The sequence below is a fragment of the Buttiauxella sp. BIGb0552 genome (assembly GCF_004366275.1).
GTDB classification, from domain to species: domain Bacteria; phylum Pseudomonadota; class Gammaproteobacteria; order Enterobacterales; family Enterobacteriaceae; genus Buttiauxella; species Buttiauxella gaviniae.
In genome coordinates, this window is sequence record NZ_SODY01000008.1 from 156,473 (window position 1) to 180,649 (window position 24,177).

The following is a 24,177-nucleotide window of genomic DNA, read 5'->3' on the forward strand; positions in this document are numbered from 1 at the left end:
AAATATTATGGATGATGGCTTTGCAGGATAAATCTAATTAGCGGACGATTTATCATATGTTCTGGAGAGAAGGAACAAAACCAACTAAAGAGGAAAATACTACAAAGGCTAATAAATGAAGGATAACCGGATAGTTTTAACCATCCGGCTTACTCAGACAGGTACTCTAAATCTACTTACTGCACACTGTAGTCAGTAATTTTTCCATCCATTGATGCCCTTTATCGCGCCCTGCTGCTTCATGCCACGATAAATAACAAGTAGCTGTATTATCTTTAAGCGGCAGTGGAAATGTTTGTAAATTAAGTGACTCAGAAAACTCCTCAGCTAACCAGCGTGGAGCTATCGCAACCAGTTGAGTCTGCGACACAATATTTAAAACGCTGATCATTGCCATCCCTTGATAAGCAATACAGGCTAGTTTATCTGCTGTTTGATACCATGGTGAACTGAATGATGCAAAGCGATCCAGGGAAACAACCGCATGTTTTTCGTTATAAACGTCTTCTTCAGTTAATGGGTTAACTAAGCGTGGGTTTTTCTTACTCGCCACCAGAACCATTTCATCTTCAAATAGTGGAATACATGTAAACTCAGGACGACGAAATTCAGAATAGCTAATAACAAACTCTGTTTCCTGATAACGTAATTGATGTTCAATATCTTTATTTAAAGACGACTTAAAGAGTAACTGAATACCTGGCGCAAACCGTTTCACATTATTAAAGATAACAGAGGTTAAAAAATTATCTAAAGGGCTGCTGACACAAATGTTAAACACCCTTTCACTGCTGCTCGGGTCAAAACCTGCTCCTGGTAACTCATTCTGTACCAGCTGCAATGCCTGGCGAATGGCGCCAAACAGTTGGAAGGCGCGAGCCGTAGGCTGTATACCTCGGCCATAACGTACGAATAGCTCATCATTGAACATTATTTTCAATCGGGCTACCGCATTACTCACTGCGGGCTGAGACATCCCCAGGGTTTGAGCAGCACGGGTAATATTCTGCTCTTGCATAACAGCATCGAATACAGTTAATAAATTTAAATCAACAGAGCGTAGTTGAGGTTTTAACCCATCATGTACTGTTGGTTGTTCTACATAATTATCAGGCATGGCAAACTCCACTAAGATGGTTCGTCCTTTTTCACAGATTAACTCTGCGGGCTATCCCTATTATCACTTGCTAAGCAGAGCATGCTGATCAATACAATTGAAAACATTATTTAAAAATAGAATTTTTAATTCACGCTTCCTGACACGCCAATACGGCTTCAGCTACTGACAAGTCTGCTATAACTATAAAGATGTGTATAACTTTTTGTGTCAGTTGATTTCCTGAACATGCTAATGAAATCACAAAATGACTTAGCGCACAATGATTCGCCCAATGAATTATATATCAATCTTGGATGACATCGCGGGTCTGAAACAATACTTCTACTGATAATCGAGTGATAAGGAAAGGAGATAAATTCCTAAAATTGGATTCTTGCCTTTTTTAACCCTCGTAAATCATAATCATGATGAATGATACTGGTAATAAACATATTATTTTTAATTGTTTCTGACGATTTCATTTTTACATAAAACGGTAAACAGTCCTTTTTCATACCTTTTATAAATATTATGAAAAATTGATATACCAGCATAAATAACTGACCGTCACACCCACCTTACTATCGCCAAAACTGTGCCTGAGAGAATCGATTGTTGACACAGCAAGGCAGATCAAGTACCAATAAATGCATAACGAATTCACTTGGGGCTTGAAAACATGATTCGCACCATTCGCCTACTAGGTCTACTACTAAACGCAACTTCTTTGCGCGGTAGGCTGGTGGGCGAAATCGAGCGTTGATTCAAGCCATCAGACAGAAAAAACCCGCGCCACTGCGCGGGTTTTTTTATGCTCGTAGCAAGGGCCCCTAAGACGAGAAAGGACCATAACATGAGCCAACAAGTCATTATTTTCGATACCACTTTGCGTGATGGTGAGCAGGCATTACAGGCAAGCCTGAGTGTAAAAGAGAAGCTGCAAATTGCGATGGCACTGGAACGTATGGGTGTTGACGTAATGGAAGTTGGTTTCCCGGTTTCCTCTCCTGGCGACTTCGAATCTGTACAGACCATCGCTCGCAATATCAAAAATAGCCGTGTATGTGGCCTCGCTCGCTGTGTAGATAAAGATATCGATGTTGCCGCCGAGGCGCTGAAGATTGCCGAAGCATTCCGTATTCATGTGTTTTTGGCCACTTCCACCATGCACATCGAAACCAAATTACGCAGTACCTTCGATGATGTTTTAGCTCGTGCAGTCAATTCTGTTAAACGCGCCCGTAACTACACCGATGACGTAGAGTTCTCATGTGAAGATGCTGGCCGTACTCCAATCGATAACCTGTGCCGTATTGTTGAAGCCGCTATTGGCGCAGGTGCTACAACCATCAACATCCCTGATACTGTGGGTTACACCACGCCAGTGCAGTTCGGCGGCATTATTCAGACTTTGTATAACCGCGTCCCTAACATTGATAAAGCAATTATCTCTGTGCACTGCCACGACGATTTAGGCATGGCGACCGGCAACTCTATCGCTGCGATTCAGGCCGGTGCCCGTCAGGTTGAAGGCACACTGAACGGTATAGGCGAACGTGCAGGTAACACTGCGCTGGAAGAAGTCATCATGGCGATTAAAGTACGCGGCCAAATGTTAGACGTGCATACCAATATTAATCACCATGAAATCTACCGCACCAGCCAGATTGTCAGCCAGCTGTGCAACATGCCAATCCCTGCCAACAAAGCAATCGTCGGCTCCAATGCTTTCGCACACTCCTCCGGTATTCACCAGGATGGCGTGCTGAAAAACCGCGAAAACTACGAAATCATGACCCCGGAAACTATCGGTCTGAATCAGGTGCAGTTGAACCTGACATCCCGTTCTGGCCGTGCGGCGGTGAAACACCGCATGGAAGAGATGGGCTATAAAGAAGAAGATTACAACCTGGATTCTTTGTACGACGCCTTCCTGAAACTGGCCGACAAAAAAGGTCAGGTCTTTGATTACGATTTGGAAGCACTGGCCTTTATCGGCAAACAGCAAGAAGAACCAGAACATTTCCGCATGGAATACTTCAACGTGCAGTCCGGCTCAAGCGTGATTTCTACCGCTTCTGTCCAGTTGCAGTGCGGTGAAGAAACGCAGTCTGAAGCAGCAACAGGTAACGGCCCGGTCGATGCGGTTTACCAGGCGATTAACCGCATCACCAATTACGATGTCGAACTGGTGAAATACCAATTGTCTGCGAAAGGTCAGGGTAAAGATGCGTTGGGTCAGGTAGATATTGTTGTGACCCATAAAGGCCGCCGTTTCCATGGCGTTGGTCTGGCGACTGATATCGTTGAATCTTCGGCAAAAGCGATGATTAACGTGCTGAACAACATCTGGCGTGCAGGTATCGTTGAAAAAGAATTGCAACGCAAAGCTCATAATAAAGAAAATAATCAGGAAACCGTGTGACATGTCAAAAACTCATCATATAGCAGTATTGCCGGGTGACGGCATTGGCCCAGAAGTTATGGCTCAGGCGCTGAAAGTGCTGGATGCAGTTCGTACGCGCTTCGATATGCGCATTACCACCAGTCAATATGACGTGGGTGGCATTGCTATCGACCGCCACGGCAACCCGCTGCCACCCGTTACCGTTGAAGGCTGCGAGCAAGCAGACGCAATTCTGTTCGGCTCCGTGGGCGGCCCTAAGTGGGAACACCTGCCTCCGGCCGAGCAGCCAGAGCGTGGCGCATTATTGCCGCTGCGTAAGCACTTTAAGTTGTTCAGTAACCTGCGCCCTGCTCGCCTGTACCAGGGTCTGGAAGAGTTTTGCCCACTGCGTGCTGACATCGCCGCGAACGGTTTTGACATTCTGTGTGTGCGTGAACTGACTGGCGGGATCTACTTCGGCCAGCCGAAAGGCCGTGAAGGTTCCGGTATGCACGAGAAAGCATTTGATACCGAAGTGTATTACCGTTTTGAGATCGAGCGTATTGCGCGCATCGCTTTTGAATCTGCTCGTAAACGTCGCAGCATCGTCACCTCAATTGATAAAGCGAACGTGTTGCAATCGTCGGTGATGTGGCGCGAAATCGTTGGTGAAATCGCGAAAGAATACCCGGACGTTGCGCTGTCACACATGTATATCGACAACGCCACCATGCAGCTGATTAAAGATCCGTCCCAGTTTGACGTGCTGCTGTGCTCCAACCTGTTTGGTGACATTCTGTCTGACGAATGCGCGATGATCACCGGTTCTATGGGCATGCTGCCTTCCGCAAGCCTGAACGAGCAAGGTTTCGGCCTGTACGAACCTGCGGGCGGTTCCGCGCCTGATATCGCCGGTAAAAATATTGCTAACCCAATTGCGCAGATCCTTTCTCTGGCTCTGTTACTGCGCTACAGCCTGGATGCTGAAGAGGCCGCTTTGGCCATCGAAAACGCTATCAACCTTGCGCTGGAAGAAGGTTTCCGTACCGGCGATTTGGCTCGTGATGGCAATGCAATCAGCACCGACGAAATGGGCGATACCATTGCTCGCTTCGTGGCAGAGGGGAAATAATCATGGCGAAGACGTTATATCAAAAGTTGTACGATGCCCACGTCGTCTACGAAGCAGTCGATGAAACACCACTGTTGTACATCGACCGTCATCTGGTGCACGAAGTGACCTCCCCGCAGGCGTTCGATGGTTTGCGTGCGCATAAGCGCCCGGTGCGTCAGCCAGGTAAAACATTTGCCACCATGGACCACAACGTTTCTACGCAGACTAAAGACATCAACGCTTCCGGCGAAATGGCCCGCATTCAGATGCAGGAATTGATGAAAAACTGCAAAGAGTTCGGCGTTGAATTATATGACCTGAACCACCCGTTCCAGGGCATCGTCCACGTGATGGGCCCAGAGCAGGGTATTACTTTGCCTGGCATGACCATCGTTTGTGGCGACTCGCACACCGCAACCCACGGCGCATTTGGCGCATTGGCGTTCGGTATCGGTACTTCGGAAGTTGAACATGTTCTGGCAACGCAAACCCTGAAACAGGGCCGCGCCAAAACTATGAAGATTGAAGTGACTGGCACCGCTGCACCGGGCATTACCGCGAAAGATATCGTGCTGGCAATCATTGGCAAAACCGGCAGTGCGGGTGGCACCGGTCATGTAGTGGAATTCTGTGGTAGTGCGATTCAGGCGCTGTCGATGGAAGGCCGCATGACATTGTGCAACATGGCAATCGAAATGGGTGCCAAAGCGGGCATCGTTGCACCAGACGAAACCACGTTTAACTACGTGAAAGGCCGTCTGCACGCACCGAAAGCAGAAAGCTGGGATGACGCCGTCACCTACTGGAAAACCTTTAGCACTGATGAAGGCGCTAAGTTCGACAGCATTGTGACCCTGGATGCGGCTGACATTGCACCGCAAGTCACCTGGGGCACCAACCCAGGTCAGGTCATTTCCGTCACCGAAAACATCCCGAATCCTGAATCTTTCGCTGATCCGGTTGAACGTGCCTCTGCTGAAAAAGCTCTGGCATACATGGGCCTGAAACCAGGCATTCCATTAACCGAAGTCGCTATCGATAAAGTGTTTATCGGTTCATGCACCAACTCACGCATTGAAGATTTGCGCGCTGCGGCAGAAATTGCCAAAGGCCGTAAAGTTGCACCAGGCGTGCAGGCGTTGGTAGTTCCAGGTTCCGGTCCGGTTAAAGCGCAGGCCGAAGCAGAAGGTCTGGATAAGATCTTTATTGAAGCTGGCTTTGAATGGCGCTTACCTGGTTGCTCCATGTGTCTGGCGATGAACAACGACCGCCTGGAGCCGGGTGAACGCTGTGCATCCACCAGCAACCGTAACTTTGAAGGCCGTCAGGGCCGCGGTGGTCGTACGCACCTGGTTAGCCCGGCAATGGCAGCAGCCGCCGCTGTTTCTGGTCATTTTGCTGACATCCGTACATTGAAATAAGGGAAACACCATGGCAGAGAAATTTGTTCAACACACCGGCCTGGTCGTTCCGCTGGATGCCGCAAACGTTGATACCGACGCAATTATTCCTAAGCAGTTTTTGCAGAAGGTGACCCGCACTGGTTTTGGTGCTCACTTGTTTAACGACTGGCGTTTTCTGGACGATGCCGGCCAGCAGCCAAACCCAGAGTTCGTGCTGAACTTCCCGGAATTTAAAGGCGCTTCAATTTTACTGGCGCGTGAAAACTTCGGCTGTGGTTCTTCGCGTGAGCATGCGCCGTGGGCATTAACTGATTACGGCTTCAAGGTGGTTATCGCGCCAAGTTTTGCGGATATCTTCTACGGCAACTCATTCAATAATCAGTTGCTGCCGGTTACGCTGAGCGAAGCAGAAGTCGATGAGCTGTTTAAGCTGGTCGCGGCAAATCCGGGGATTAAATTCGTGGTCGACCTGGAAGCACAAACTGTGATTGCGGGAGAGAAAAGCTATTCGTTTAATATCGATACTTTCCGCCGCCACTGCATGTTAGAAGGGCTCGATAGTATCGGTCTGACGTTACAGCACGAAGGTTCAATTTCAGCTTACGAGCAGAAACAACCGGCGTTTATGCGTTAATAAGCAGCAAGTCTTATACCCAAAATAATTCGAGCTGCATCGCGGCGGCAAGTGTTCGAGGCCCAGGGAGCTTACATGAGTAAGTGACCTGGGCGAGAGCACGAAGCCAACAAAGAGTCAGCTTAAAGTATGAAGGGTATTACTTAAGTGTCTCAACCAGCCCTTTACGTTGCCCTTCCAGCGTCACCACTTTGCTACACACATCGCGGCCAAACTGCTCGAAATCTTTTTCCTGATTTTTCCACTCATTCTGAATCGAGGTCTGTAAGCCACCAAGGCTTCCCAGTACGCCTTGCAGCGGATTGCCGCCACCTTTCAGAACCGCTTTAGCACCCATTTCGTTAATGCTGTCCTGCAAGATGCCGCCCATCGCCTGATTCACCAACTGTTGCCCTTCGGAGCGCACTTGATCAATCGCTTTATAGTGGAAGGTTAAACCATCCGGGCGGGTTTCAATAATACGGTTCATCTGCTCTTTAAGCTGCGCGTCGAGTTTAGTCAGACGGCCACGCATATTGCTGCTCTCACCCACTTCTTTAGCGATGATTTTATCCAGCGCGACACGACCCTTTTCAACACGTGTCAGTGCACCGTTGTTGATCCAAGGGAGATCGGTGCGCAACGCTTTCTGGTAATCCAGGGCCAACTGGCGCTGCGTTGCGTTTAATGTGTGTGGCTTGCCGTTAAATTTCAGGCTGCCATCGGGGGCAATAACCAGATTGCCATTCTCACCAACAACCTGAACGGATTGCGGGTTGATTACCACGTCATCGCGAGGCGTGACGCTGCATTTATAGTCGGCCTGCGCCTGCATCGCAGTTAGCAGCAGAACGCCCATCAGTGCCTTACGAATCATAGTGACTCCTGAACATCTAAAAATTTAAGAAAAAAAAGGCCGGTTTTCACCGACCTGATTATTCTGCATATACCCACAGATTTCGAGTTGCAGGAAGGCGGCGACGCAGTGAATCCCCAGGAGCTTACTTAAGTAAGTGACTGGGGTGAGCGAGGAAAGCCAACGCACGTGCAGCTTGAAAGATTAGGGTATATATCAATCCCACCAGACATCAAACAGCTCGCTAGTGCGAACGTCTTCTGCCTTGTGATCCTCAAGCCATTTGCGCACCAGAGCCTGATGCTCTTCGGTACATTTGCCGATTTCCTGCAGGCAGATTAAGCCTTCCCAGGAAAGGTGGCCGCCGCCATCAAAAGCCAGACCATTTTTATCGATAACTTCATCGATGAATTCATCAACGATTTTATCGATTTGTTCTTCGGAGGTGCCTTCTGGGAAACGCCATGCAACAGAGAACCCCACTTCCTGGAATTCGTCGATGTGCATTTTCTTACGCAAACGACGGCTACGATTAATTGCCATTACTTTACCCTCTCGAACATTAAGTCCCATACGCCGTGACCAAGACGATGGCCACGTTGTTCAAATTTGGTCACCGGACGTGAATCCGGGCGCGGTACGTAGTCGTTAGTCTCTGACTGGTTTTTATAACCATCAACAGAGGACATCACTTCGAGCATGTGTTCCGCATAAGGTTCCCAGTCGGTTGCCATATGGAACACACCACCCAGTTTCAGTTTGCTTTTCACGAACTCGGCAAACGGCACTTGAACGATACGGCGCTTATTATGACGCGCTTTGTGCCACGGATCAGGGAAAAAGAGCTGAACCATGGATAAAGAATTGTCAGGAACCATTTTTTGCAGCACTTCGACCGCATCGTGGCACATCACACGCAGGTTCTCGACACCTTCTTCGTGAGCCGTCGCGAGACATGCACCCACACCCGGTGAATGCACTTCTATGCCCAAAAAATTCTGCTGTGGATTAGCCTTTGCCATTGCCACCAGCGACGTACCCATGCCGAAACCGATTTCCAGCGTGACTGGCGCTTCGCGGCCAAACAGCTCGGTAAAATCAACAGGCGCGTCTTGATATTCAACGCCCATCACCGGCCAATAGTTTTCCAGAGCGAACTCCTGGCCCTTAGTCAGGCGGCCCTGACGGCGCACAAAACTACGAATCCGGCGCATTGCGCGGCCTTCTTCATTAAATTCCGGTGAGATGACGTCATTTTTCATGGTGTTCAGGCTTAAGTTAGTTTTCGGGAAACGGGCATTATCCAAAGTTAATGGTGAGAAGCAAGCACCAGAAAGTTCCGGTTTACAGCACAGAGTCGTCTGTGCTGGAATCAGCCCCCTAAATCACACACTTATTATTTATCGGATGCCGGGTAACAATGACACATGCGCCGCAATTCTCCCACCAGGTTCTCGACTGGTACCAAAAATACGGGCGCAAAACACTGCCATGGCAACTCGAAAAAACGCCTTATAAAGTATGGCTGTCTGAGGTGATGTTGCAACAAACGCAAGTTGCCACGGTCATTCCTTACTTTGAGCGTTTTATGGAGCGCTTCCCGACTATCACAGATCTCGCCAACGCCCCCCTTGATGAAGTGCTACACCTGTGGACTGGGCTGGGTTATTACGCTCGCGCCCGAAACCTGCATAAAGCTGCTCAAATGGTGGCGAATCTTCACATGGGCGTGTTTCCAGAAACCTTTGAAGAAGTGGCCGCATTGCCAGGTGTTGGGCGCTCGACTGCGGGCGCTATTCTTTCTCTGTCGCTTGGTAAACACTTCCCGATTCTCGATGGCAACGTAAAACGCGTGCTTGCACGTTGTTATGCCATTGGAGGCTGGCCCGGTAAAAAAGATGTTGAAAAGAAACTTTGGGATATCAGTGAGCAAGTCACGCCCGCGCAAGGTGTAAGCCAGTTTAACCAGGCAATGATGGATCTTGGAGCGATGGTTTGTACCCGCTCGAAGCCAAAATGCGAACTTTGCCCGGTGAATAATATCTGCGTGGCCTATGCCAATAACAGTTGGGCCAGTTATCCAGGTAAGAAGCCTAAAGTTACAATACCGGAACGCACCGGCTATTTATTGATGATGCAGCACCAGGACAGCGTACTACTTGCCCAGCGTCCACCGGTTGGTCTGTGGGGTGGCTTGTACTGTTTCCCACAATTCGATACCGAAAATGAACTACGCGACTGGCTGGCACAACACCAGATTCCAGCAGATAATCTCACGCAATTAACCGCCTTCCGCCATACATTCAGCCACTTCCATTTGGACATCGTCCCAATGTGGCTCCCCGTGCCTTCATTCAGCGGGTGCATGGATGAAGGGACAGCTCTCTGGTATAACTTAGCGCAGCCACCATCCGTAGGACTGGCCGCCCCTGTAGAGCGTTTATTACAGCAATTACACGCCGAGCCGGTAGTGATTAAATCAGCGCGAGCTGTTGAAGAAGAATGAGGATTAAAAATGAGCAGAACTATTTTTTGTACCTACCTGCAACGTGATGCCGAAGGCCAGGATTTCCAGCTGTACCCGGGCGAGCTAGGCAAACGTATTTATAACGAAATATCTAAAGAAGCATGGGCTTTGTGGCAGGCCAAACAAACCATGCTGATTAACGAACGTAAAATGAGCATGATGAATCCAGAACATCGCAAAGAGCTGGAAGCTGAAATGGTCAATTTCCTGTTCGAAGGCAAAGAAGTCCACATCGAAGGCTACACGCCGCCAGAAAAATAACAATACGAGGGCCATCGGCCCTTATGCAAACCAACAAGCACAAGCATACGTATACACGGAACGATGAAAAAATTTCTCGCGCTAGCTCTGGTTGTCCCGTTGCTCATCTCCTGTTCGAGCAAAAAAGATGATTCCTATAACGAAGCTTTTGTTAAGGACACTAATGGTTTTGATATTTTGATGGGGCAATTTGCTCACAACATCGAAAATATCTGGGGTATGAAGGAAGTGTTGATTGCGGGTCCAAAAGACTACGTAAAATATACTGACCAGTACCTGACACGTAGCCACATCAACTTTGACGACGGTACGATTACCATTGAAACCATTGCTGGTACCGATCCTGCGGCGCACCTGCGCCAGGCGATCATTACGACTTTGCTGATGGGTGACGATCCTGGTTCTATCGATCTTTATTCCGATGCCAACGATGTGTTGATCTCCAAACAACCATTCCTGTATGGCCAGGTTGTCGATAACACCGGCCAGGCAATTCGTTGGGAAGGTCGCGCTGCCAAATTTGCTGACTATCTGCTGCAAACTCGCCTGAAAAGCCGTAGTACCGGGCTTAAAATTGTTTATAGCGTGACTATCAATCTGGTACCAAACCACCTTGATAAACGTGCACATAAATATATCGGCATGGTGCGTAAAGCATCGAAGAAATACGGTGTCGATGAATCGTTGATTCTGGCCATTATGCAGACGGAATCAAGCTTCAACCCCTACGCAGTAAGCCACGCCGACGCGCTCGGTTTGATGCAAGTTGTACAGCACAGCGCAGGGGTTGATGTATTTAAATCTCAGGGGAAATGGGGCAAGCCAAGCCGCAGCTATTTGTTTGATCCTGAAAGCAATATCGATACGGGTACTGCTTATCTGGCCATTCTGCAAAACAGCTACCTGAGTGGAATTGATAACCCAACATCACGTCGCTACGCTGTGATAACTGCTTATAACGGCGGTGCGGGTAGTGTTCTGCGCGTGTTCAACAACGACAAGAACCGTGCCTACAACATTATCAACAGTATGGATCCGGGCGATGTGTATCAGACTCTTACTACACGCCACCCTTCAGCGGAATCACGCAACTATCTATACAAAGTGAATACCGCACAGAAGAGTTACCGCCGACGCTAACTTCTGATGCTTGTCCTATCTCCCACCAGCCGTTTCTACGGTGGGAGATATCTCTCTCCTCTCCCGTTTTATCGCCTGATTGCGCAAAAAGTGTAACCCAAATCACTATTCTCGAATGCAATTTGAGGATGTTTTCATTTATTTGCTGAATGTACCAAAAATTACTTCACGGCACTGCTAATGTTACTTTCACAACATATTTCATGTCATATGTTAGAAATGAAACATTCAACACCAAAATCCTGTGAGGAAATTTACATGAACCTTAAGCTGCAGCTAAAAATACTTTCGTTTCTGCAGTTCTGCCTGTGGGGGAGTTGGCTCACTACGCTCGGCTCCTATATGTTCGTCACCCTCAAGTTCGATGGCGCAGCTATCGGCGCGGTGTACAGTTCTTTGGGTATTGCTGCGGTATTCATGCCGACGTTACTCGGCATTATTGCGGACAAATGGATTAGTGCGCGCTGGCTCTACGCGGCTTGCCACATTGTCGGTGCCATAACCTTGTATTTCGCCGCACAGGTCACAACGCCAAGCGCGATGTTTATCGTCATTCTGCTGAACTCTCTGGCCTATATGCCAACGCTTGGGTTGGTGAACACCATCTCTTACTATCGCCTGCAATCAGCGGGGATGGATATCGTGAGGGACTTCCCACCAATTCGTATCTGGGGAACCATTGGCTTTATCTTCGCCATGTGGGGCGTTAGCTTCTCAGGCTTTGAATTAAGCCATATGCAGCTTTATATCGGCGCAACACTGTCCGTCGTTTTAGCGCTGTTCACTCTGACGCTGCCGCACATCCCGGTCGCCAACGCGCAGAAAAACCAGAGCTGGACTTCAATGCTTGGCCTGGATGCTTTTGCGTTATTCAAAAACAAGCGCATGGCTATTTTCTTCATCTTCTCCATGCTGTTGGGCGCCGAACTGCAAATTACCAATATGTTCGGTAACACCTTCCTGCACAGCTTTGACCAGAACCCGCTGTTCGCCAGCAGCTTTATCGTCGAACACGCGTCGGTGCTGATGTCGATTTCTCAGATTTCCGAAACCGTATTTATCCTGACGATTCCGTTCTTCCTGATTCGTTACGGCATTAAAAACGTGATGCTTATCAGTATCGTAGCGTGGATGCTGCGCTTTGGTCTGTTTGCCTTTGGCGACCCATCACCAATGGGTACCGTATTACTGGTGATGTCGATGATCGTCTACGGGTGCGCCTTCGACTTCTTCAACATTTCCGGTTCAGTATTCGTTGAAAAAGAGGTGAGACCAGAAATCCGTGCCAGTGCACAGGGCATGTTCCTGATGATGACAAACGGTTTTGGTTGCATCCTTGGCGGGATTGTCAGCGGTAAAGTGGTAGAGCACTTCACGCTACAAGGTATTACTGACTGGCAAAGCGTGTGGCTGATTTTCGCCGGTTATTCACTGGTGCTGGCCTTCGCCTTCGTCGCACTGTTCAAATATAAACATGTCAGGACGCCAGCGGCCGTTCAGCCAGCAGTCTGATAATCAATGTCTCCCGTTTCATTCAGAAACGGGAGACATTGTTCTTACGCCTGAATCATATAACCGTACAAACGCTTAATTCCATCAGCATCCGTTTCGCTATACACGCCCTGCAACTCCGGCGAGAAGCCCGGCAGCATATTCACGCCCTCTTCAAGCGCCAGGAAATAACGCAACGCGGCACTGCCCCAGACTTCGCCTGGCACCACACAAAGCACGCCCGGCGGGTACGGTAACGCTCCCTCCGCTGCAATACGCCCTTCTGACTGACTAAGGCGTACCAGTTCCACATTGCCGCGAATAAACTCGCTGTTGGCATCCTGCGGGTTCATGGCAACGGCAGGGAAACTGGCTTTGCGGAACATCGCTTTTTGCAGATCCTTCACTTCAAAACTGACGTACAGATCGTGCATCTCCTGGCAAAGTTGACGCAGCGTGTAGCCTTTATAGCGTTGGGAATACTTCTGATAGATCGTCGGCAACACATCCACCAGCGGCGTATCGTCTTCAATATGCTGTTCAAATTGCGCCAGCATCGCTACCAAATGAGCCATCTTCTCCGCGCTTTCCGCAGGCGTGAGCAGGAATAGAATCGAGTTGAGATCTGCTTTTTCGGGGACAATACCGTTTTCACGCAGGTAGTTTGCGAGAATCGCCGCAGGTACACCGAAGTCCGTATATTGCCCAGTTTGCGGATCGATCCCCGGCGTAGTCAGCAGCAGCTTGCAAGGATCGACAAAATATTCATCCTGCGCATAGCCTTCAAAACCATGCCACTTTTCACCCGGCTCAAAGCTAAAGAAACGGCGTTCCTGGGCAATTGCTGTAGTTGGGTGATCCTGCCACGGCCTGCCCGCAACTACCGGTGGAATAAACGGTTTGATCATCTTGCAATTAGCGATGATCGCTTTACGCGCTTCAATCCCCAGATCGACACACTCAGCCCACAAACGGCGGCCGCTCTCCCCTTCGTGAATTTTCGCATTCACATCGAGTGCCGCAAACAGCGGGTAGAACGGGCTGGTTGAAGCATGCAGCATGAAAGCATTGTTCAACCGCTTATGCGGGCAAAAACGATCCTGCCCACGCAGGTGGTTATCTTTCTTGTGGATCTGCGAAGTTTGCGAGAATCCAGCCTGCTGTTTATGCACCGATTGCGTAACAAAAATGCCAGGATCATTTTCATTAAGATCCAATAACAACGGCGAGCAATCAGCCATCATCGGGATGAATTGCTCATAACCGACCCAAGCTGAATCAAACAGAATGTAATCGCAAAGATGGCCGATGTTATCCACTACCTGGCGTGCGTTATAAACCGTGCCGTCATAAGTACCGAGCTGGATAATTGCAAGGCGGAACGGGCGTTTTTGCTGAGCACGTTCTGGTGCAACTTCTGCAATCAATTCACGCAGATACTTTTCATCAAAGCAGTGCGCATCGATTCCGCCGATAAAACCAAATGGGTTGCGAGATGCCTCCAGATATACCGGCGTGGCCCCCGCCTGAATCAATGCACCGTGATGGTTTGATTTATGGTTATTGCGATCGAATAGGACCAAATCGCCACGAGTCAGCAACGCATTGGTCACGACTTTATTTGCAGCCGAGGTACCGTTTAAAACAAAGTAAGTTTTATCGGCATTAAATACTTTGGCGGCAAACTTCTGCGCATGTTTGGCCGACCCTTCATGGATCAGCAAATCCCCGAGTTTAACGTCCGCATTGCACATATCAGCGCGGAATAGATTCTCACCGAAGAAATCATAAAACTGGCGCCCTGCTGGATGCTTTTTAAAAAACTCACCATGTTGGTGACCAGGACAGGCAAAAGTGCTGTTTTCCATCGCGACATATTTCGTCAATGTATCGAAAAACGGAGGGAGCAAGCTTTCTTCATAATCTACAGCAGCGGTTTCAAGCTCCAGATAGTCCTGAGCTTTGCCGGTGATCAACCCCGTAATACCTTCCTGCTCGCCTGAGCAGGTATCAGCCGCTAGAAAAACGGGTATCGAAAAACCAGTCCGTTTAAGCAACGCAAGAATACCGCTGCGGCTATCGGCTTCAGAAAGAACAACAGCGGCAATATCGGTGAAGTCTGTGCTATCAAGCGCAACCACTTCACGATGCGTGGACAGAGTTGCAACCACATCGTGGCTGGCGGCAATTTTTAAAGATTTCATATGCACAAATCCCAGAGGCCAAGGATGAGTGAGTGCCTTATGGCACAGCAAAGGGAGCATTCCCCGGCGAATGTGTCTTGATGGTCTGAAGGATGATACCCACTCCGACCGCCAGACATCAGTAAAACCAGGCATCGCCTAATTTTACTGATGTCCTGCAGTGAGCGTGCGTTGCCCTCACCGCATGGTGAGCAAGGGTCTTCGGGATATAGTAGAAAGGTGAACGAGCGCCATCGAGAGATGCCGGTGAACATTGACTATAAACATCAATAAGCGCCCCGTTGCAGATGTGTGAAATTTCGCGCAATCATGGCACCTTCTGCCCTGTCGTTCAACCCGAGTTGCCACGCAGAGCACATTATTCGTGCAAACGCACGGCTTATTAACACAAAAGCGTTGACGCCAAACGGCCTTTACGGTTTAATGCGCCCCGTTGCCCGGATAGCTCAGTCGGTAGAGCAGGGGATTGAAAATCCCCGTGTCCTTGGTTCGATTCCGAGTCCGGGCACCACTATTTAAAGAAACCAGCCTAAGGGCTGGTTTTTTGCTTTCTGGGATTCGGACTCTCCATCGAACTGCGTTCGATTACTCGTCGCCTCCGTGCGACTCGCCCTGCGGGCCAGCGCAAGCGCTGTTCAAAAACGTTCCCGACGTTTTTGTCCGAGTCCGGGCACCACTATTTAAAGAAACCAGTCTAAGGGCTGGTTTTTGCTTTCTGGGGTTTGCGCCTCTGAAGTCACTTCTTCGCTTCTAACGTCAAAACAGACCATTCTCTTTAGCGATTCCCTTTCGACCACAATGTCGTTGCCTGTCGATTTCAAACTTGTAGCACGCGACTAATAACGTATCGCCTAATGAACGGTCATCCAGAGCATTATCGTGTTGAGAGACATCTTCCAGTTCCGGTGAAAATCACAAAAAAACTGACTTACAGAAGCGCCAATCACGCATTTCACGGTCTTGTGGGCTATATATGTGTTGAACTGATTCTCGGAATAACATCCATGATGCGACTAACAATGATCCTGCTTGGTGTTGATTTCCTGCGCTCCCACTGGCGCGGGCTACGCCGTTTTGGCTGGATCACGCTTATTGCCGGAGTGGTGATTATTGTTGATGCTTTGGATGGCTCGCTCTATTTCCCTATCCAACCCTTTGCCTGCCTGTTGTTGTTTGAAGGTGTTGCAACATTGATGGTGGCGCACAGCGGTATGGGCGGGCAACGCGTGCTGCGCTACGTAAAAGGCGGGGCATTTACTGTCGCTTCGCTATTGATTCTGGCGGGCCATCATCACGGTAACTTCGTTTTATCCATGATCTTTGGTTTGTTGTTTTTATTTGATGGCGCACTGCAAATTGCTTCTGCCGTGGTGGTTCGCTACCGACGCTGGCGGCCTGCTTTATGGGGCGGCATTGTTGAGATTGCGCTGGCGATATTTTTCTTCCAACCGTGGCCGACCCACTATTCCGGAACGGTGCCCTACTGCCTCGGATTAGGCCTGGCATTTGCTGGCTGGAACCTGTTTATCCTCGCTAATCGCGTCAAAAATGCCGCTGAGAATCCAGGTCTGAAAGGTACTGTATTCATGGAAGAAGCCGCTCATCTTCCACCTGACGTTGTGGAGTGGGATGGCCCACCGAACGATGACGAAAAAGCGCTTACAGTGCATGTCTGGACGCCCGTCGGTTCAGCCGCTGGTGAAGCCATCCCTCGCCCGGTAATTAGCCGCTATATCGCCGCAGTCGACCGCAACGGGGTTATTTCAACCGGCCACGCCGCACTTGAATCCCCCGGAGGCGTTTACATCAGCCTCTATCCTGCAGAGCTTATTGACCAGTCTCCGGATGAGTTCGCTCGCCTGCTGCGCGCCACACCCGAAAATAACGTCCCAGGGCTGTTTCAGCCAGATTATGCGACGGAAGCCGCAAAGTGGTGCCCGTCGACAAGGCAAGTACGCATCCGCAATTACAGCGAATCCCGGCTTAAGGCTTTCTGGGAAAACTATCGCCAGAATGAATCGTATAATTTGACGTATCGGAACTGTTCAAGCAGCGTGGCGCGGGCTCTGGAAGCCGCACTCGAGGGTTCGGTTGGCAGGCTTTGGCAAAAACGTGGTTTCTGGATGGCGATGGGGAAACTGATGTCGACGCCAGAACTTTGGGTAGCTCTGCAACTGCGTAAACGCGCTGAAACTATGGCATGGACGCCAGGCCTGCTGCTCGATTACGCCCGCGCATTGAGCATGCTGGCCGATCCGCGCCCAACGGGCTGGTTAAATACCACCGGGCGGGCGCTGAAAAAAATGCTCCAGCGCCGCGTTGAATGGGGAAAAGGCAAAAGCGGCGAGGAACTGACGGAAGACTAATATTAAATATCAGCGACTAATTTCTTCGCAGCCTTGCGATGGCGGGAGATAAGATCCGGCACATCCAGACCAATGATATTGCCCTGCGTCACCCGCCACTTACCTCCAACCATCACATGCTCTGCCTTTTCAGCACCGCATAGCAACAGGGCTGCGATGGCATCATGGCTGCCGCTAAAACGCAGCTCATCTTGTGCAAACAACGCCAGATCCGCCTGTTTCCCGACGGCAATTTCACCGATGTCACTGCGGCCAATCAATTTCGCAGAACCTTGAGTCGCCCAACCCAGCACACGTTGCGGCGTAATCGCTTCGGCACCATAGCGCAGGCGTTGCAGATAGAGTGCCTGCCGCGCTTCATACATTATGTTTGAAGCATCGTTAGATGCAGAACCATCCACGCCAAGCCCCACCGCGGCACCTGCATTTTCTAAATCCACTGTCGGACACATACCTGATGCCAGGCGCATATTGGAAACCGGACAATGGCAAACGCCAACTCCCGCGCGCCCAAGCCGGAGAATTTCGCGCTCATCAAAGTGAATACCATGTGCAAGCCAGGTTCTGTCATTAAGCCAACCCACGCTTTCCAGATAATCCACAGTTCGTAGGCCGAAACGTTGCAGGCAGAAGTTCTCTTCATCCAGTGTTTCAGCCAGATGAGTATGCAAACGCACATCTTCTTGCTGAGCAAGTTGGGCGCTGTCACGCATGATTTCGGTAGTCACAGAAAACGGCGAGCATGGCGCGAGGGCTATTTGTAACCACGCCCCTTCCCCTCGCTGATGGTAGCGTTTAATCAACCGTTCGCTGTCGCGTAAGATTGTCTCCGCCTGCTGTACGGTGTGCCGTGGAGGCAAACCGCCGTCGTCTTCACCAAGGCTCATTGAGCCGCGCGTCAATACCGCCCTCATTCCGAGCTCATTAACCACATCAACCTGCACATCAATCGCCTCTTCCATTCCCTGCGGGAAAAGATAGTGATGATCCGTGGTTGTGGTGCAACCAGAAAGCAGCAGCTCTGCCATTGCGACTTTGCTGGCAAGAGCCAAGGCTTCAGCATCGAGACGAGCCCAAATGGGGTAAAGCTGCTTTAACCACGGGAATAGTGGCACGTTAACCACTGGAGCCCAGGCGCGCGTCAGAGTTTGGTAGAAATGATGATGTGTATTGATAAGGCCGGGCAGTAGCACGAGATCGCGGGCGTCGAACACCGCATCGCAAGGCATGGAAGGCTCACCACCAGCAGGAATTAATTCACGGATAACCGCGCCTTCTATCACCACGCCAGCGGAGGCATCTTGTGAATTAGCGGTAAAAACTGCGCGGGGATTTTTGATCCACAAACGTTGTGCAGACATAACTGGCTCCTGAAAATGAAGATAAAGGGAAGCCAGCTCAGTTATGGCCTGTCTGCTGATCCAGGCATTGCTTGGGCAATAGTCGCCATTCTACCCAGGAATTTTGAGCGGTATTATCGCATTTACTTATGGGGGGGTTTTGACAGGAGCTCTCGGATGAATTGAAGCTTCGCTGAGTGTCTCAACGAAGCTTTTTGCTTACTGGGCTATTTTGCAGCAGGTCCACTCGCTTTAACGGCGAAATCTGGCAGTTTTGGAAATTCTAGCTTTGTGGTTTTAAGCTTCTGGGTCAGATCGGCACTGATATCCAGTTCCGGCGAAACTGACATCGCTACTTGTGTCGGCAAAATCATGCCAATTTTGTTGTCGTTACGGTAAGCATCGGTCGCACTCTTCAATGCAGCCATCACCACATTACGCGCAGCTTGTTGCTGCCCTTTCCATTGTTGCGTAAGAACATTTCTATCCGCTTTTCGCGCGGCATCAACTTTATTCGCAGGCAGACTGGTGTAATTCTTTTCAGCCAATTGTTGGCCTTTATGCAAACTTTCATTCACGGCTTTGAGGTGATCCTGCTCTTGCTTCAGCAAACCAGAATCTACTAAGACCATTTCTACATTTACAAATTTCATTGACGCTTCTCCTGCTTGTTTTGCATCACAACCTATGAGCATCGTACCCGCAACAAGGACCACCAATACTGCACTAGCCATATGGTGAATTAAATTTCTTTTCATTTAATAACAATCTCGTTGAAAATAAGAATATAAACCCCATGAACTTATATTCGAACCAAATACATTAATACGATCTCATTCATTAAATACATGAGTTAGAATGAATATTTCAAAATGAATGGCCATAATAATGGTGGTGACAGCAAAATAAAACCTCAGAAATATTATTTATATTCAGCCAATCATTTTTAAACGCCGAGCCGTTTCATAATGATCCATCCAGTAACGGTTAGCCAGTGAGGAAATGGTTACTCCCACGCAGCTTGAGGCATGGATAAACTCGTTATTACCGACATACACGCCAACATGACGGGTGCCAGGTGAAGTTTGAAAAAAGACTAAATCGCCAGGCTTGAGCATTTCTTTATTGACGTGCTCACCATTTTGAATTTGCTGAGTTGTTGTTCTTGGCAAAGACTTGTGGAAAGAATCACTAAAAATATGCTGCATGAGGGCAGAGCAATCCACACCTTTATGTGTAGTACCACCAAATCGATAGTGTGTTCCTTTCCAATTGGAAAATTCAGCCAATATGGATGACCTGATATTATTAGAAGTTGCTTTTCTTTCAGATTTTATAAAAGAAGCTTGCTTAGAAAACACATCTTTATTAGAAAGAGTTTTAACCCCTAATGATGCAAATTCCTTTGGCATATTAAAAGCAAAGGAATTTGCACTAATAACTAAAGGGATAATTAAAAGTGAAGCGGTAATCATTTTTTTAAACAAATACATGAGTCATATCTTTTTTGATGGCAAATACTGTATTACTGAATCTTCAGCAACGTGGCGAACAACTCCTTTTGGGTGAGCAAATAATAAACAGTACTGAACGTTAATCCAGCAGATAATCAGTCCATTTTAAGATTTGGCTTTTTTTAGTTTAAAAAACAGCCTGATATAAAATCAGCCTAATTGGCAAAAGGCGCTATACATTCTCAAGGCAGACTTCCGGTCGCTGAAGATGCGGCCATACTAAAGCAACCAACGCGGGATAAGCATCATGACTGAACTCATCAAAGCACTGGCGTAAATTCAGCAGCTCGATATCAGCAAAAGGTACCTTCTCCCCCTCGGAACAGCGTTTTCTGAGGTTATCGTAATAGCGGTAGATGGCAGAGTGTAAATCACTACAACGTCGCTGAGCGTTAAAGAGTGTAAGGTCAGCGCTAAGTTCGTCGATATGCATCCTTTTGATAGTGGCATGATTGAAATCCACATATTCATGGCTCACTCGCCAGTAATAATCAGGCGTTATTTTTGACATTAACTTAGCAAAATAATCTTCACGCTCGTCAATTTCAGATAAATTTAATTTAGGGACACTGTCGGGCGTTAATTTAACTTTGGGACGCGAAATCTCGCGCATCAGCACCAGTACTACGCACAGCAATAACAATATTAATACAATTGAATAAAAGACGCTTTGCATGGGAACTCCTGTTTTTTTTATAGTAATTTTGAGGCAACATATAGTCAACCTGGCGTCTGTTAAACATAAAAATTTATTCTATTGATATAAAAGGACATCCTTAATGCTGCCCAACAACCTGGTGCCAGTGACCTTTCCTGTCTCGCAGGCTGATATTGCCGGTTCAGAAGAACATAGCGCTCTAACACTAAATCCTCAGGATAATATTTTAGTTCTGGAGAAAATGATTCTGAGCGCCCCTCATTATGCTGGACAAGCGAAAAATACATTGTTTGAAGAGAACGACCGGCATTTAAAAGATCGTTTGTTTTATGCAGTGAAAATTGAAGCCATAGTGAAAGTATTAAATGAACTCATAGAACAAGAAAAAATCAACTCAGCCGATCTGCAAATGCTAATAGAAGATAAAAAATTGCAGATAAGTCATCATTCACAGCAAATCTGGGTCAATCAGTTAACTCAGGAAAAAAGCTGGCCTCTATTTTATTCGCTGGATGAGTAATGCCAATGTCAGAATTGCAATTCCCCCCTCTTCAAACGACTGCACCATCTGACGATACCGCGTCTGACAATACATTATTACGTGAAAATATTGCCGCGCTGGTACAAATTAAAAATGAAAATATTGCTCGCATCGCGCAAGGTCAGGTCAATATCACTGCGGCATTGGTTGAACAAAAATGGCATAACCGCCATCAAATTTACCCATATCGTGTGAAAGATGAGATTTACGGCGCAGTTCTCAGCGAGATCATCAGCCACCAGCCCAGGCTTAAAACCGAAGTTCTGGCTCGACTGGAGGCGGTGTATCAGAAGTTGAGAGATGAAGAAGCACAAACGCTCTCACGTACGCGTGCATTGCTGGAAAACAGTTACAAAACTCCGCATTTATAAGATTTCTGGAGCGCCTGCGGCAAGCAGGCACTCTTTTTTTGCGACATAAATACGCTCGCAAAACCTGTTATCAGGCCAGACGAAATACTGAGATTGCCTGCTGTAAATCATCCGCCTGTTGCTGTTGTTGGCGCGCGGCCTGTACGGTTTGCGCAGTATGTTCCACGTTATACCTCACGCTTTCATCGATACTGGCGATGCTCTCATTCATTTGCGTGATGCTGATGCTTTGCTGGCCACTCATATCGGAAAGCTCTTCCACCAACTCTGCCAACGCATTGATGGAACCAATCACTTCACGCATGGTTTGCCCCGCGTTCTCCACTTGTACCGAGCCTGTCCGAGTACACTCTACCGATACGCTTATCAACTGGCGAATGTCTTTGGCCGCGTTTTCGCAACGTAACGCCAACGTGCGTACTTCAGAAGCTACCACCGCGAATCCTCGACCATGAGCGCCTGCCCGGGCTGCTTCAACGGAGGCATTTAGCGACAAAATATTAGTCTGGAAGGCAATGCCATCGATCAGTTCAAGAATGTTGCTGATGTGGTCAGACTCTTCGCGGATTTGTTCCATAGTGAGTGTGGCAGCATCAATACTGACTCCACCTTTGCTGGCGAGATTACTTGCCTGAGTGGCAAGCATCCTGGCACTTTGCGCTTTGTCACTCGTCGAGACTGCTGAGGAGCTGAGCTGTTCCATGGCACTGGCAGCAATGGCAAGTGCGGCTGCCTGCTCGTCAGTGCGTTTAGACAGTGCGGTATTACGCTGGATGATACTTTCCGAAGCTGTGAGTACTGATGCCACACCAGCGCTCACCTGGCTTAGCGTGTTCCTCATCGTGGTAAGCGTAGTATTAAAGGTTTGAGCAAACGGCGTGCGGCTTTCTCTTTCACTACGTGTAAGGGTCAGGCAACCCGGCTGGCGATTTATCTGTGATGCTAACTGTGCCACTTCGCTGGCTGAACGTGCGTCATCGGCCATGCGCAATGCCATGTAAATGAGTATCGCCGTTTGTGCCACCACAAAAATGGCATGGAATACCACCATATGAATGCCGGGATGCATAAAGCAGGTGATACCGAATAAGTCATTAGCTTGCAGCCAGGCAAATAAAACATGGTGAAGTGCTGCAACTACGGCCCCCATTAATAATGGTCTATAATCGCGATAAGCTAATAATGCTGATAGTAATACAAAAACCGAAAAGTGATATTCAGTTTCACCGTCACCTAATTGAATGAGCAATGCGGCAAAACCGATTAATGTGAACGCATAATACAAGCGGGTAAATAGCGTACCGGGTAGTAATACTTTGATAACACTGGAACTCAACGCAAGTAAACTGCCCGCTACCAGCGCCACCGGGATCGCATCATAAGCCCACCCCACCGCTAGGGAAATAACAAACATTCCCCACACGACCCAAAACATTAAAACATCAGCATGCAGATAAATGCTTCTCAGAGACACCACGTCGGGCTGTTTATTGCCAGTATGCAAAACAGTCATCGTTGCCATATTATTATCCACGCATTTGTCATTATGTATTTTCATGACGGAATAATCCCACATATACCCAAAATAATTCGAGTTGCAGGTAGGCTGCAAGGGAGCAAATCCCCAGGAGCTTACTTAAGTAAGTGACTGGAGTTTGTGAGTGCAACCAACACCCCTGCGGCTCGAAGTATGACGGGTATAGAAATAGCATAGATAAACATTGTTTTATCGCGAATAAGTTTCACACGTTATCAATAATACGTTCGTGTGATTTTAAAATTTGAATTAAGTCAGACGGGAATGCGGACAAAAGAAAAACGGCCCGTTAGTTGAGCTAACGGGCCGTTGTAAGATCATGCAAAAATTATTTGGCGGCAGTGACTTCTTGTCCCACCAACCCAATCTTCAAATACCCTGCCTGATGCAGCGTATCCATCACGTTCATCATGGTTTCATAATCAACCGTTTTGTCTGCGCGGAAGAAAATCGTGGTGTCTTTCTTGCCTTCAGTCGCAGCCATCAGAGCATTGATCATGTTCTCTTTGGTCACTTCATCATTGCCAATAAACATCGTGCGATCGGCTTTGACAGACAGGTAGACCGGCTTTTCCGGGCGCGGTTGCGGCTGGCTTGAAGATGCAGGAAGGTTAACCTTCACATCCACTGTCGCAAGCGGTGCGGCCACCATGAAAATAATCAGCAATACCAACATGACATCGATAAACGGTGTCACGTTGATTTCATGCATTTCGCCGTTATCGTCGTGGTTTTCGTTAAAACTCATTGCCATGG

22 protein-coding genes and 1 tRNA gene are annotated in these 24,177 nt (G+C 48.3%); 12 read left to right on the top strand and 11 right to left on the bottom strand.

Annotation, left to right across the window (positions count from 1 at the left end; genetic code table 11):
- Positions 1-172 precede the first annotated feature (172 nt).
- Positions 173-1,117 (bottom strand): transcriptional regulator LeuO, encoded by a 945-nt coding sequence (leuO, locus tag EDF88_RS21345; RefSeq protein WP_134187116.1) that lies wholly within the window; start codon positions 1,115-1,117, stop codon positions 173-175.
- Positions 1,118-1,952: 835 nt separating this feature from the next.
- Between leuO and leuA the strand changes: the two genes are divergently transcribed.
- Genes leuA through leuD form a run of 4 tightly spaced genes read left to right on the top strand, consistent with a single transcriptional unit; the run spans position 1,953 to position 6,636 of the window.
- The gene (leuA, locus tag EDF88_RS21355) at positions 1,953-3,524 is read left to right on the top strand and encodes a 2-isopropylmalate synthase (RefSeq protein WP_064516165.1); all 1,572 of its coding nucleotides are present in this window, start codon (positions 1,953-1,955) and stop codon (positions 3,522-3,524) included.
- Position 3,525: 1 nt separating this feature from the next.
- Entirely contained in the window at positions 3,526-4,617 is a 1,092-nt protein-coding gene (gene leuB / locus EDF88_RS21360) for a 3-isopropylmalate dehydrogenase (RefSeq protein WP_064516163.1), read from the top strand.
- Between the two features lie 2 nt (positions 4,618-4,619).
- On the top strand, positions 4,620-6,020 hold the full coding sequence (gene leuC, locus EDF88_RS21365) for a 3-isopropylmalate dehydratase large subunit (protein WP_134187118.1): 1,401 nt from the start codon (positions 4,620-4,622) through the stop codon (positions 6,018-6,020).
- A gap of 10 nt (positions 6,021-6,030) precedes the next feature.
- Positions 6,031-6,636 (top strand): 3-isopropylmalate dehydratase small subunit, encoded by a 606-nt coding sequence (gene leuD / locus EDF88_RS21370; protein ID WP_134187120.1) that lies wholly within the window; start codon positions 6,031-6,033, stop codon positions 6,634-6,636.
- A gap of 139 nt (positions 6,637-6,775) precedes the next feature.
- On the opposite strand, the gene EDF88_RS21375 is transcribed toward leuD, so the two are convergent.
- The 3 genes from EDF88_RS21375 to trmB all read right to left on the bottom strand — a co-directional run bounded on the left by EDF88_RS21375 (position 6,776) and on the right by trmB (position 8,733).
- A complete protein-coding gene (locus EDF88_RS21375; protein WP_064516157.1) occupies positions 6,776-7,492 on the bottom strand; it encodes a DUF2884 domain-containing protein in 717 nt (238 codons plus the stop codon).
- A 195-nt stretch (positions 7,493-7,687) separates the two neighbouring features.
- Entirely contained in the window at positions 7,688-8,014 is a 327-nt protein-coding gene (locus EDF88_RS21380; RefSeq protein WP_120063048.1) for a YggL family protein, read from the bottom strand.
- Complete coding sequence (gene trmB / locus EDF88_RS21385) at positions 8,014-8,733, bottom strand: tRNA (guanosine(46)-N7)-methyltransferase TrmB (RefSeq protein ID WP_134187122.1); 720 nt, start codon at positions 8,731-8,733, stop codon at positions 8,014-8,016. Before trmB ends, EDF88_RS21380 begins: the two co-directional genes overlap by 1 nt.
- 158 nt (positions 8,734-8,891) lie before the next feature.
- Between trmB and mutY the strand changes: the two genes are divergently transcribed.
- From mutY to EDF88_RS21405, 4 genes are all read left to right on the top strand, one after another.
- Positions 8,892-9,977 (top strand): A/G-specific adenine glycosylase, encoded by a 1,086-nt coding sequence (gene mutY, locus EDF88_RS21390; protein ID WP_134187124.1) that lies wholly within the window; start codon positions 8,892-8,894, stop codon positions 9,975-9,977.
- A 9-nt stretch (positions 9,978-9,986) separates the two neighbouring features.
- Positions 9,987-10,259, top strand: coding sequence for an oxidative damage protection protein (locus tag EDF88_RS21395; RefSeq protein ID WP_034460971.1), 273 nt, complete (start codon positions 9,987-9,989; stop codon positions 10,257-10,259).
- A gap of 63 nt (positions 10,260-10,322) precedes the next feature.
- Positions 10,323-11,399, top strand: coding sequence for a membrane-bound lytic murein transglycosylase MltC (mltC, locus tag EDF88_RS21400; RefSeq protein WP_064516152.1), 1,077 nt, complete (start codon positions 10,323-10,325; stop codon positions 11,397-11,399).
- Between the two features lie 258 nt (positions 11,400-11,657).
- Positions 11,658-12,911 (top strand): nucleoside permease, encoded by a 1,254-nt coding sequence (locus EDF88_RS21405; protein WP_134187126.1) that lies wholly within the window; start codon positions 11,658-11,660, stop codon positions 12,909-12,911.
- Positions 12,912-12,955: 44 nt separating this feature from the next.
- Here EDF88_RS21405 and EDF88_RS21410 read toward each other — a convergent pair whose 3' ends face one another.
- Positions 12,956-15,094, bottom strand: coding sequence for an ornithine decarboxylase (locus EDF88_RS21410; RefSeq protein ID WP_134187128.1), 2,139 nt, complete (start codon positions 15,092-15,094; stop codon positions 12,956-12,958).
- Between the two features lie 435 nt (positions 15,095-15,529).
- Here EDF88_RS21410 and EDF88_RS21415 point away from each other — a divergent pair.
- A tRNA-Phe gene (locus EDF88_RS21415) sits at positions 15,530-15,605 on the top strand.
- A gap of 493 nt (positions 15,606-16,098) precedes the next feature.
- Positions 16,099-17,460 carry a DUF308 domain-containing protein gene (locus tag EDF88_RS21420; RefSeq protein WP_134187130.1) on the top strand — a complete coding sequence of 454 codons (1,362 nt, stop codon included), beginning with the start codon at positions 16,099-16,101 and terminating at the stop codon, positions 17,458-17,460.
- A gap of 2 nt (positions 17,461-17,462) precedes the next feature.
- Here the strand turns inward: EDF88_RS21420 and EDF88_RS21425 are convergent, their stop codons facing one another.
- The 4 genes from EDF88_RS21425 to EDF88_RS21440 all read right to left on the bottom strand — a co-directional run bounded on the left by EDF88_RS21425 (position 17,463) and on the right by EDF88_RS21440 (position 20,990).
- Positions 17,463-18,821 carry an 8-oxoguanine deaminase gene (locus EDF88_RS21425; protein WP_134187132.1) on the bottom strand — a complete coding sequence of 453 codons (1,359 nt, stop codon included), beginning with the start codon at positions 18,819-18,821 and terminating at the stop codon, positions 17,463-17,465.
- 206 nt (positions 18,822-19,027) lie between these two features.
- Complete coding sequence (locus EDF88_RS21430; protein ID WP_134187134.1) at positions 19,028-19,558, bottom strand: hypothetical protein; 531 nt, start codon at positions 19,556-19,558, stop codon at positions 19,028-19,030.
- Between the two features lie 174 nt (positions 19,559-19,732).
- On the bottom strand, positions 19,733-20,293 hold the full coding sequence (locus EDF88_RS21435) for an NlpC/P60 family protein (protein ID WP_134187136.1): 561 nt from the start codon (positions 20,291-20,293) through the stop codon (positions 19,733-19,735).
- Between the two features lie 193 nt (positions 20,294-20,486).
- The gene (locus EDF88_RS21440; protein WP_134187138.1) at positions 20,487-20,990 is read right to left on the bottom strand and encodes an RNA helicase; all 504 of its coding nucleotides are present in this window, start codon (positions 20,988-20,990) and stop codon (positions 20,487-20,489) included.
- Positions 20,991-21,093: 103 nt separating this feature from the next.
- On the opposite strand from EDF88_RS21440, the gene EDF88_RS21445 reads away from it, so the two are divergent.
- Complete coding sequence (locus EDF88_RS21445; RefSeq protein ID WP_134187140.1) at positions 21,094-21,492, top strand: hypothetical protein; 399 nt, start codon at positions 21,094-21,096, stop codon at positions 21,490-21,492.
- A complete protein-coding gene (locus EDF88_RS21450) occupies positions 21,492-21,884 on the top strand; it encodes a cytoplasmic protein (RefSeq protein ID WP_243839651.1) in 393 nt (130 codons plus the stop codon). Before EDF88_RS21445 ends, EDF88_RS21450 begins: the two co-directional genes overlap by 1 nt.
- Positions 21,885-21,954: 70 nt before the next feature.
- Here the strand turns inward: EDF88_RS21450 and EDF88_RS21455 are convergent, their stop codons facing one another.
- A complete protein-coding gene (locus tag EDF88_RS21455; RefSeq protein WP_134187141.1) occupies positions 21,955-23,406 on the bottom strand; it encodes a methyl-accepting chemotaxis protein in 1,452 nt (483 codons plus the stop codon).
- Between the two features lie 343 nt (positions 23,407-23,749).
- Positions 23,750-24,175 (bottom strand): TonB system transport protein ExbD, encoded by a 426-nt coding sequence (exbD, locus tag EDF88_RS21460; RefSeq protein ID WP_064516131.1) that lies wholly within the window; start codon positions 24,173-24,175, stop codon positions 23,750-23,752.
- Positions 24,176-24,177 lie beyond the last annotated feature (2 nt).

Excerpts from the sequence above, each read along its gene's own strand:
- EDF88_RS21405 (WP_134187126.1), top strand. The coding sequence starts at position 11,658 with ATGAACCTTAAGCTGCAGCTAAAAATACTTTCGTTTCTGCAGTTCTGC.
- EDF88_RS21430 (WP_134187134.1), bottom strand. The coding sequence starts at position 19,558 with ATGAAAAGAAATTTAATTCACCATATGGCTAGTGCAGTATTGGTGGTC.
- EDF88_RS21455 (WP_134187141.1), bottom strand. The coding sequence starts at position 23,406 with ATGGCAACGATGACTGTTTTGCATACTGGCAATAAACAGCCCGACGTG.
- leuD (WP_134187120.1), top strand. The coding sequence starts at position 6,031 with ATGGCAGAGAAATTTGTTCAACACACCGGCCTGGTCGTTCCGCTGGAT.
- exbD (WP_064516131.1), bottom strand. The coding sequence starts at position 24,175 with ATGGCAATGAGTTTTAACGAAAACCACGACGATAACGGCGAAATGCAT.
- EDF88_RS21445 (WP_134187140.1), top strand. The coding sequence starts at position 21,094 with ATGCTGCCCAACAACCTGGTGCCAGTGACCTTTCCTGTCTCGCAGGCT.
- EDF88_RS21425 (WP_134187132.1), bottom strand. The coding sequence starts at position 18,821 with ATGTCTGCACAACGTTTGTGGATCAAAAATCCCCGCGCAGTTTTTACC.
- EDF88_RS21410 (WP_134187128.1), bottom strand. The coding sequence starts at position 15,094 with ATGAAATCTTTAAAAATTGCCGCCAGCCACGATGTGGTTGCAACTCTG.
- leuB (WP_064516163.1), top strand. The coding sequence starts at position 3,526 with ATGTCAAAAACTCATCATATAGCAGTATTGCCGGGTGACGGCATTGGC.
- trmB (WP_134187122.1), bottom strand. The coding sequence starts at position 8,733 with ATGAAAAATGACGTCATCTCACCGGAATTTAATGAAGAAGGCCGCGCA.
- EDF88_RS21375 (WP_064516157.1), bottom strand. The coding sequence starts at position 7,492 with ATGATTCGTAAGGCACTGATGGGCGTTCTGCTGCTAACTGCGATGCAG.
- EDF88_RS21380 (WP_120063048.1), bottom strand. The coding sequence starts at position 8,014 with ATGGCAATTAATCGTAGCCGTCGTTTGCGTAAGAAAATGCACATCGAC.
- leuO (WP_134187116.1), bottom strand. The coding sequence starts at position 1,117 with ATGCCTGATAATTATGTAGAACAACCAACAGTACATGATGGGTTAAAA.
- mutY (WP_134187124.1), top strand. The coding sequence starts at position 8,892 with ATGACACATGCGCCGCAATTCTCCCACCAGGTTCTCGACTGGTACCAA.
- EDF88_RS21440 (WP_134187138.1), bottom strand. The coding sequence starts at position 20,990 with ATGCAAAGCGTCTTTTATTCAATTGTATTAATATTGTTATTGCTGTGC.
- leuA (WP_064516165.1), top strand. The coding sequence starts at position 1,953 with ATGAGCCAACAAGTCATTATTTTCGATACCACTTTGCGTGATGGTGAG.
- EDF88_RS21450 (WP_243839651.1), top strand. The coding sequence starts at position 21,492 with ATGCCAATGTCAGAATTGCAATTCCCCCCTCTTCAAACGACTGCACCA.
- leuC (WP_134187118.1), top strand. The coding sequence starts at position 4,620 with ATGGCGAAGACGTTATATCAAAAGTTGTACGATGCCCACGTCGTCTAC.
- mltC (WP_064516152.1), top strand. The coding sequence starts at position 10,323 with ATGAAAAAATTTCTCGCGCTAGCTCTGGTTGTCCCGTTGCTCATCTCC.
- EDF88_RS21435 (WP_134187136.1), bottom strand. The coding sequence starts at position 20,293 with ATGTATTTGTTTAAAAAAATGATTACCGCTTCACTTTTAATTATCCCT.
- EDF88_RS21420 (WP_134187130.1), top strand. The coding sequence starts at position 16,099 with ATGATGCGACTAACAATGATCCTGCTTGGTGTTGATTTCCTGCGCTCC.
- EDF88_RS21395 (WP_034460971.1), top strand. The coding sequence starts at position 9,987 with ATGAGCAGAACTATTTTTTGTACCTACCTGCAACGTGATGCCGAAGGC.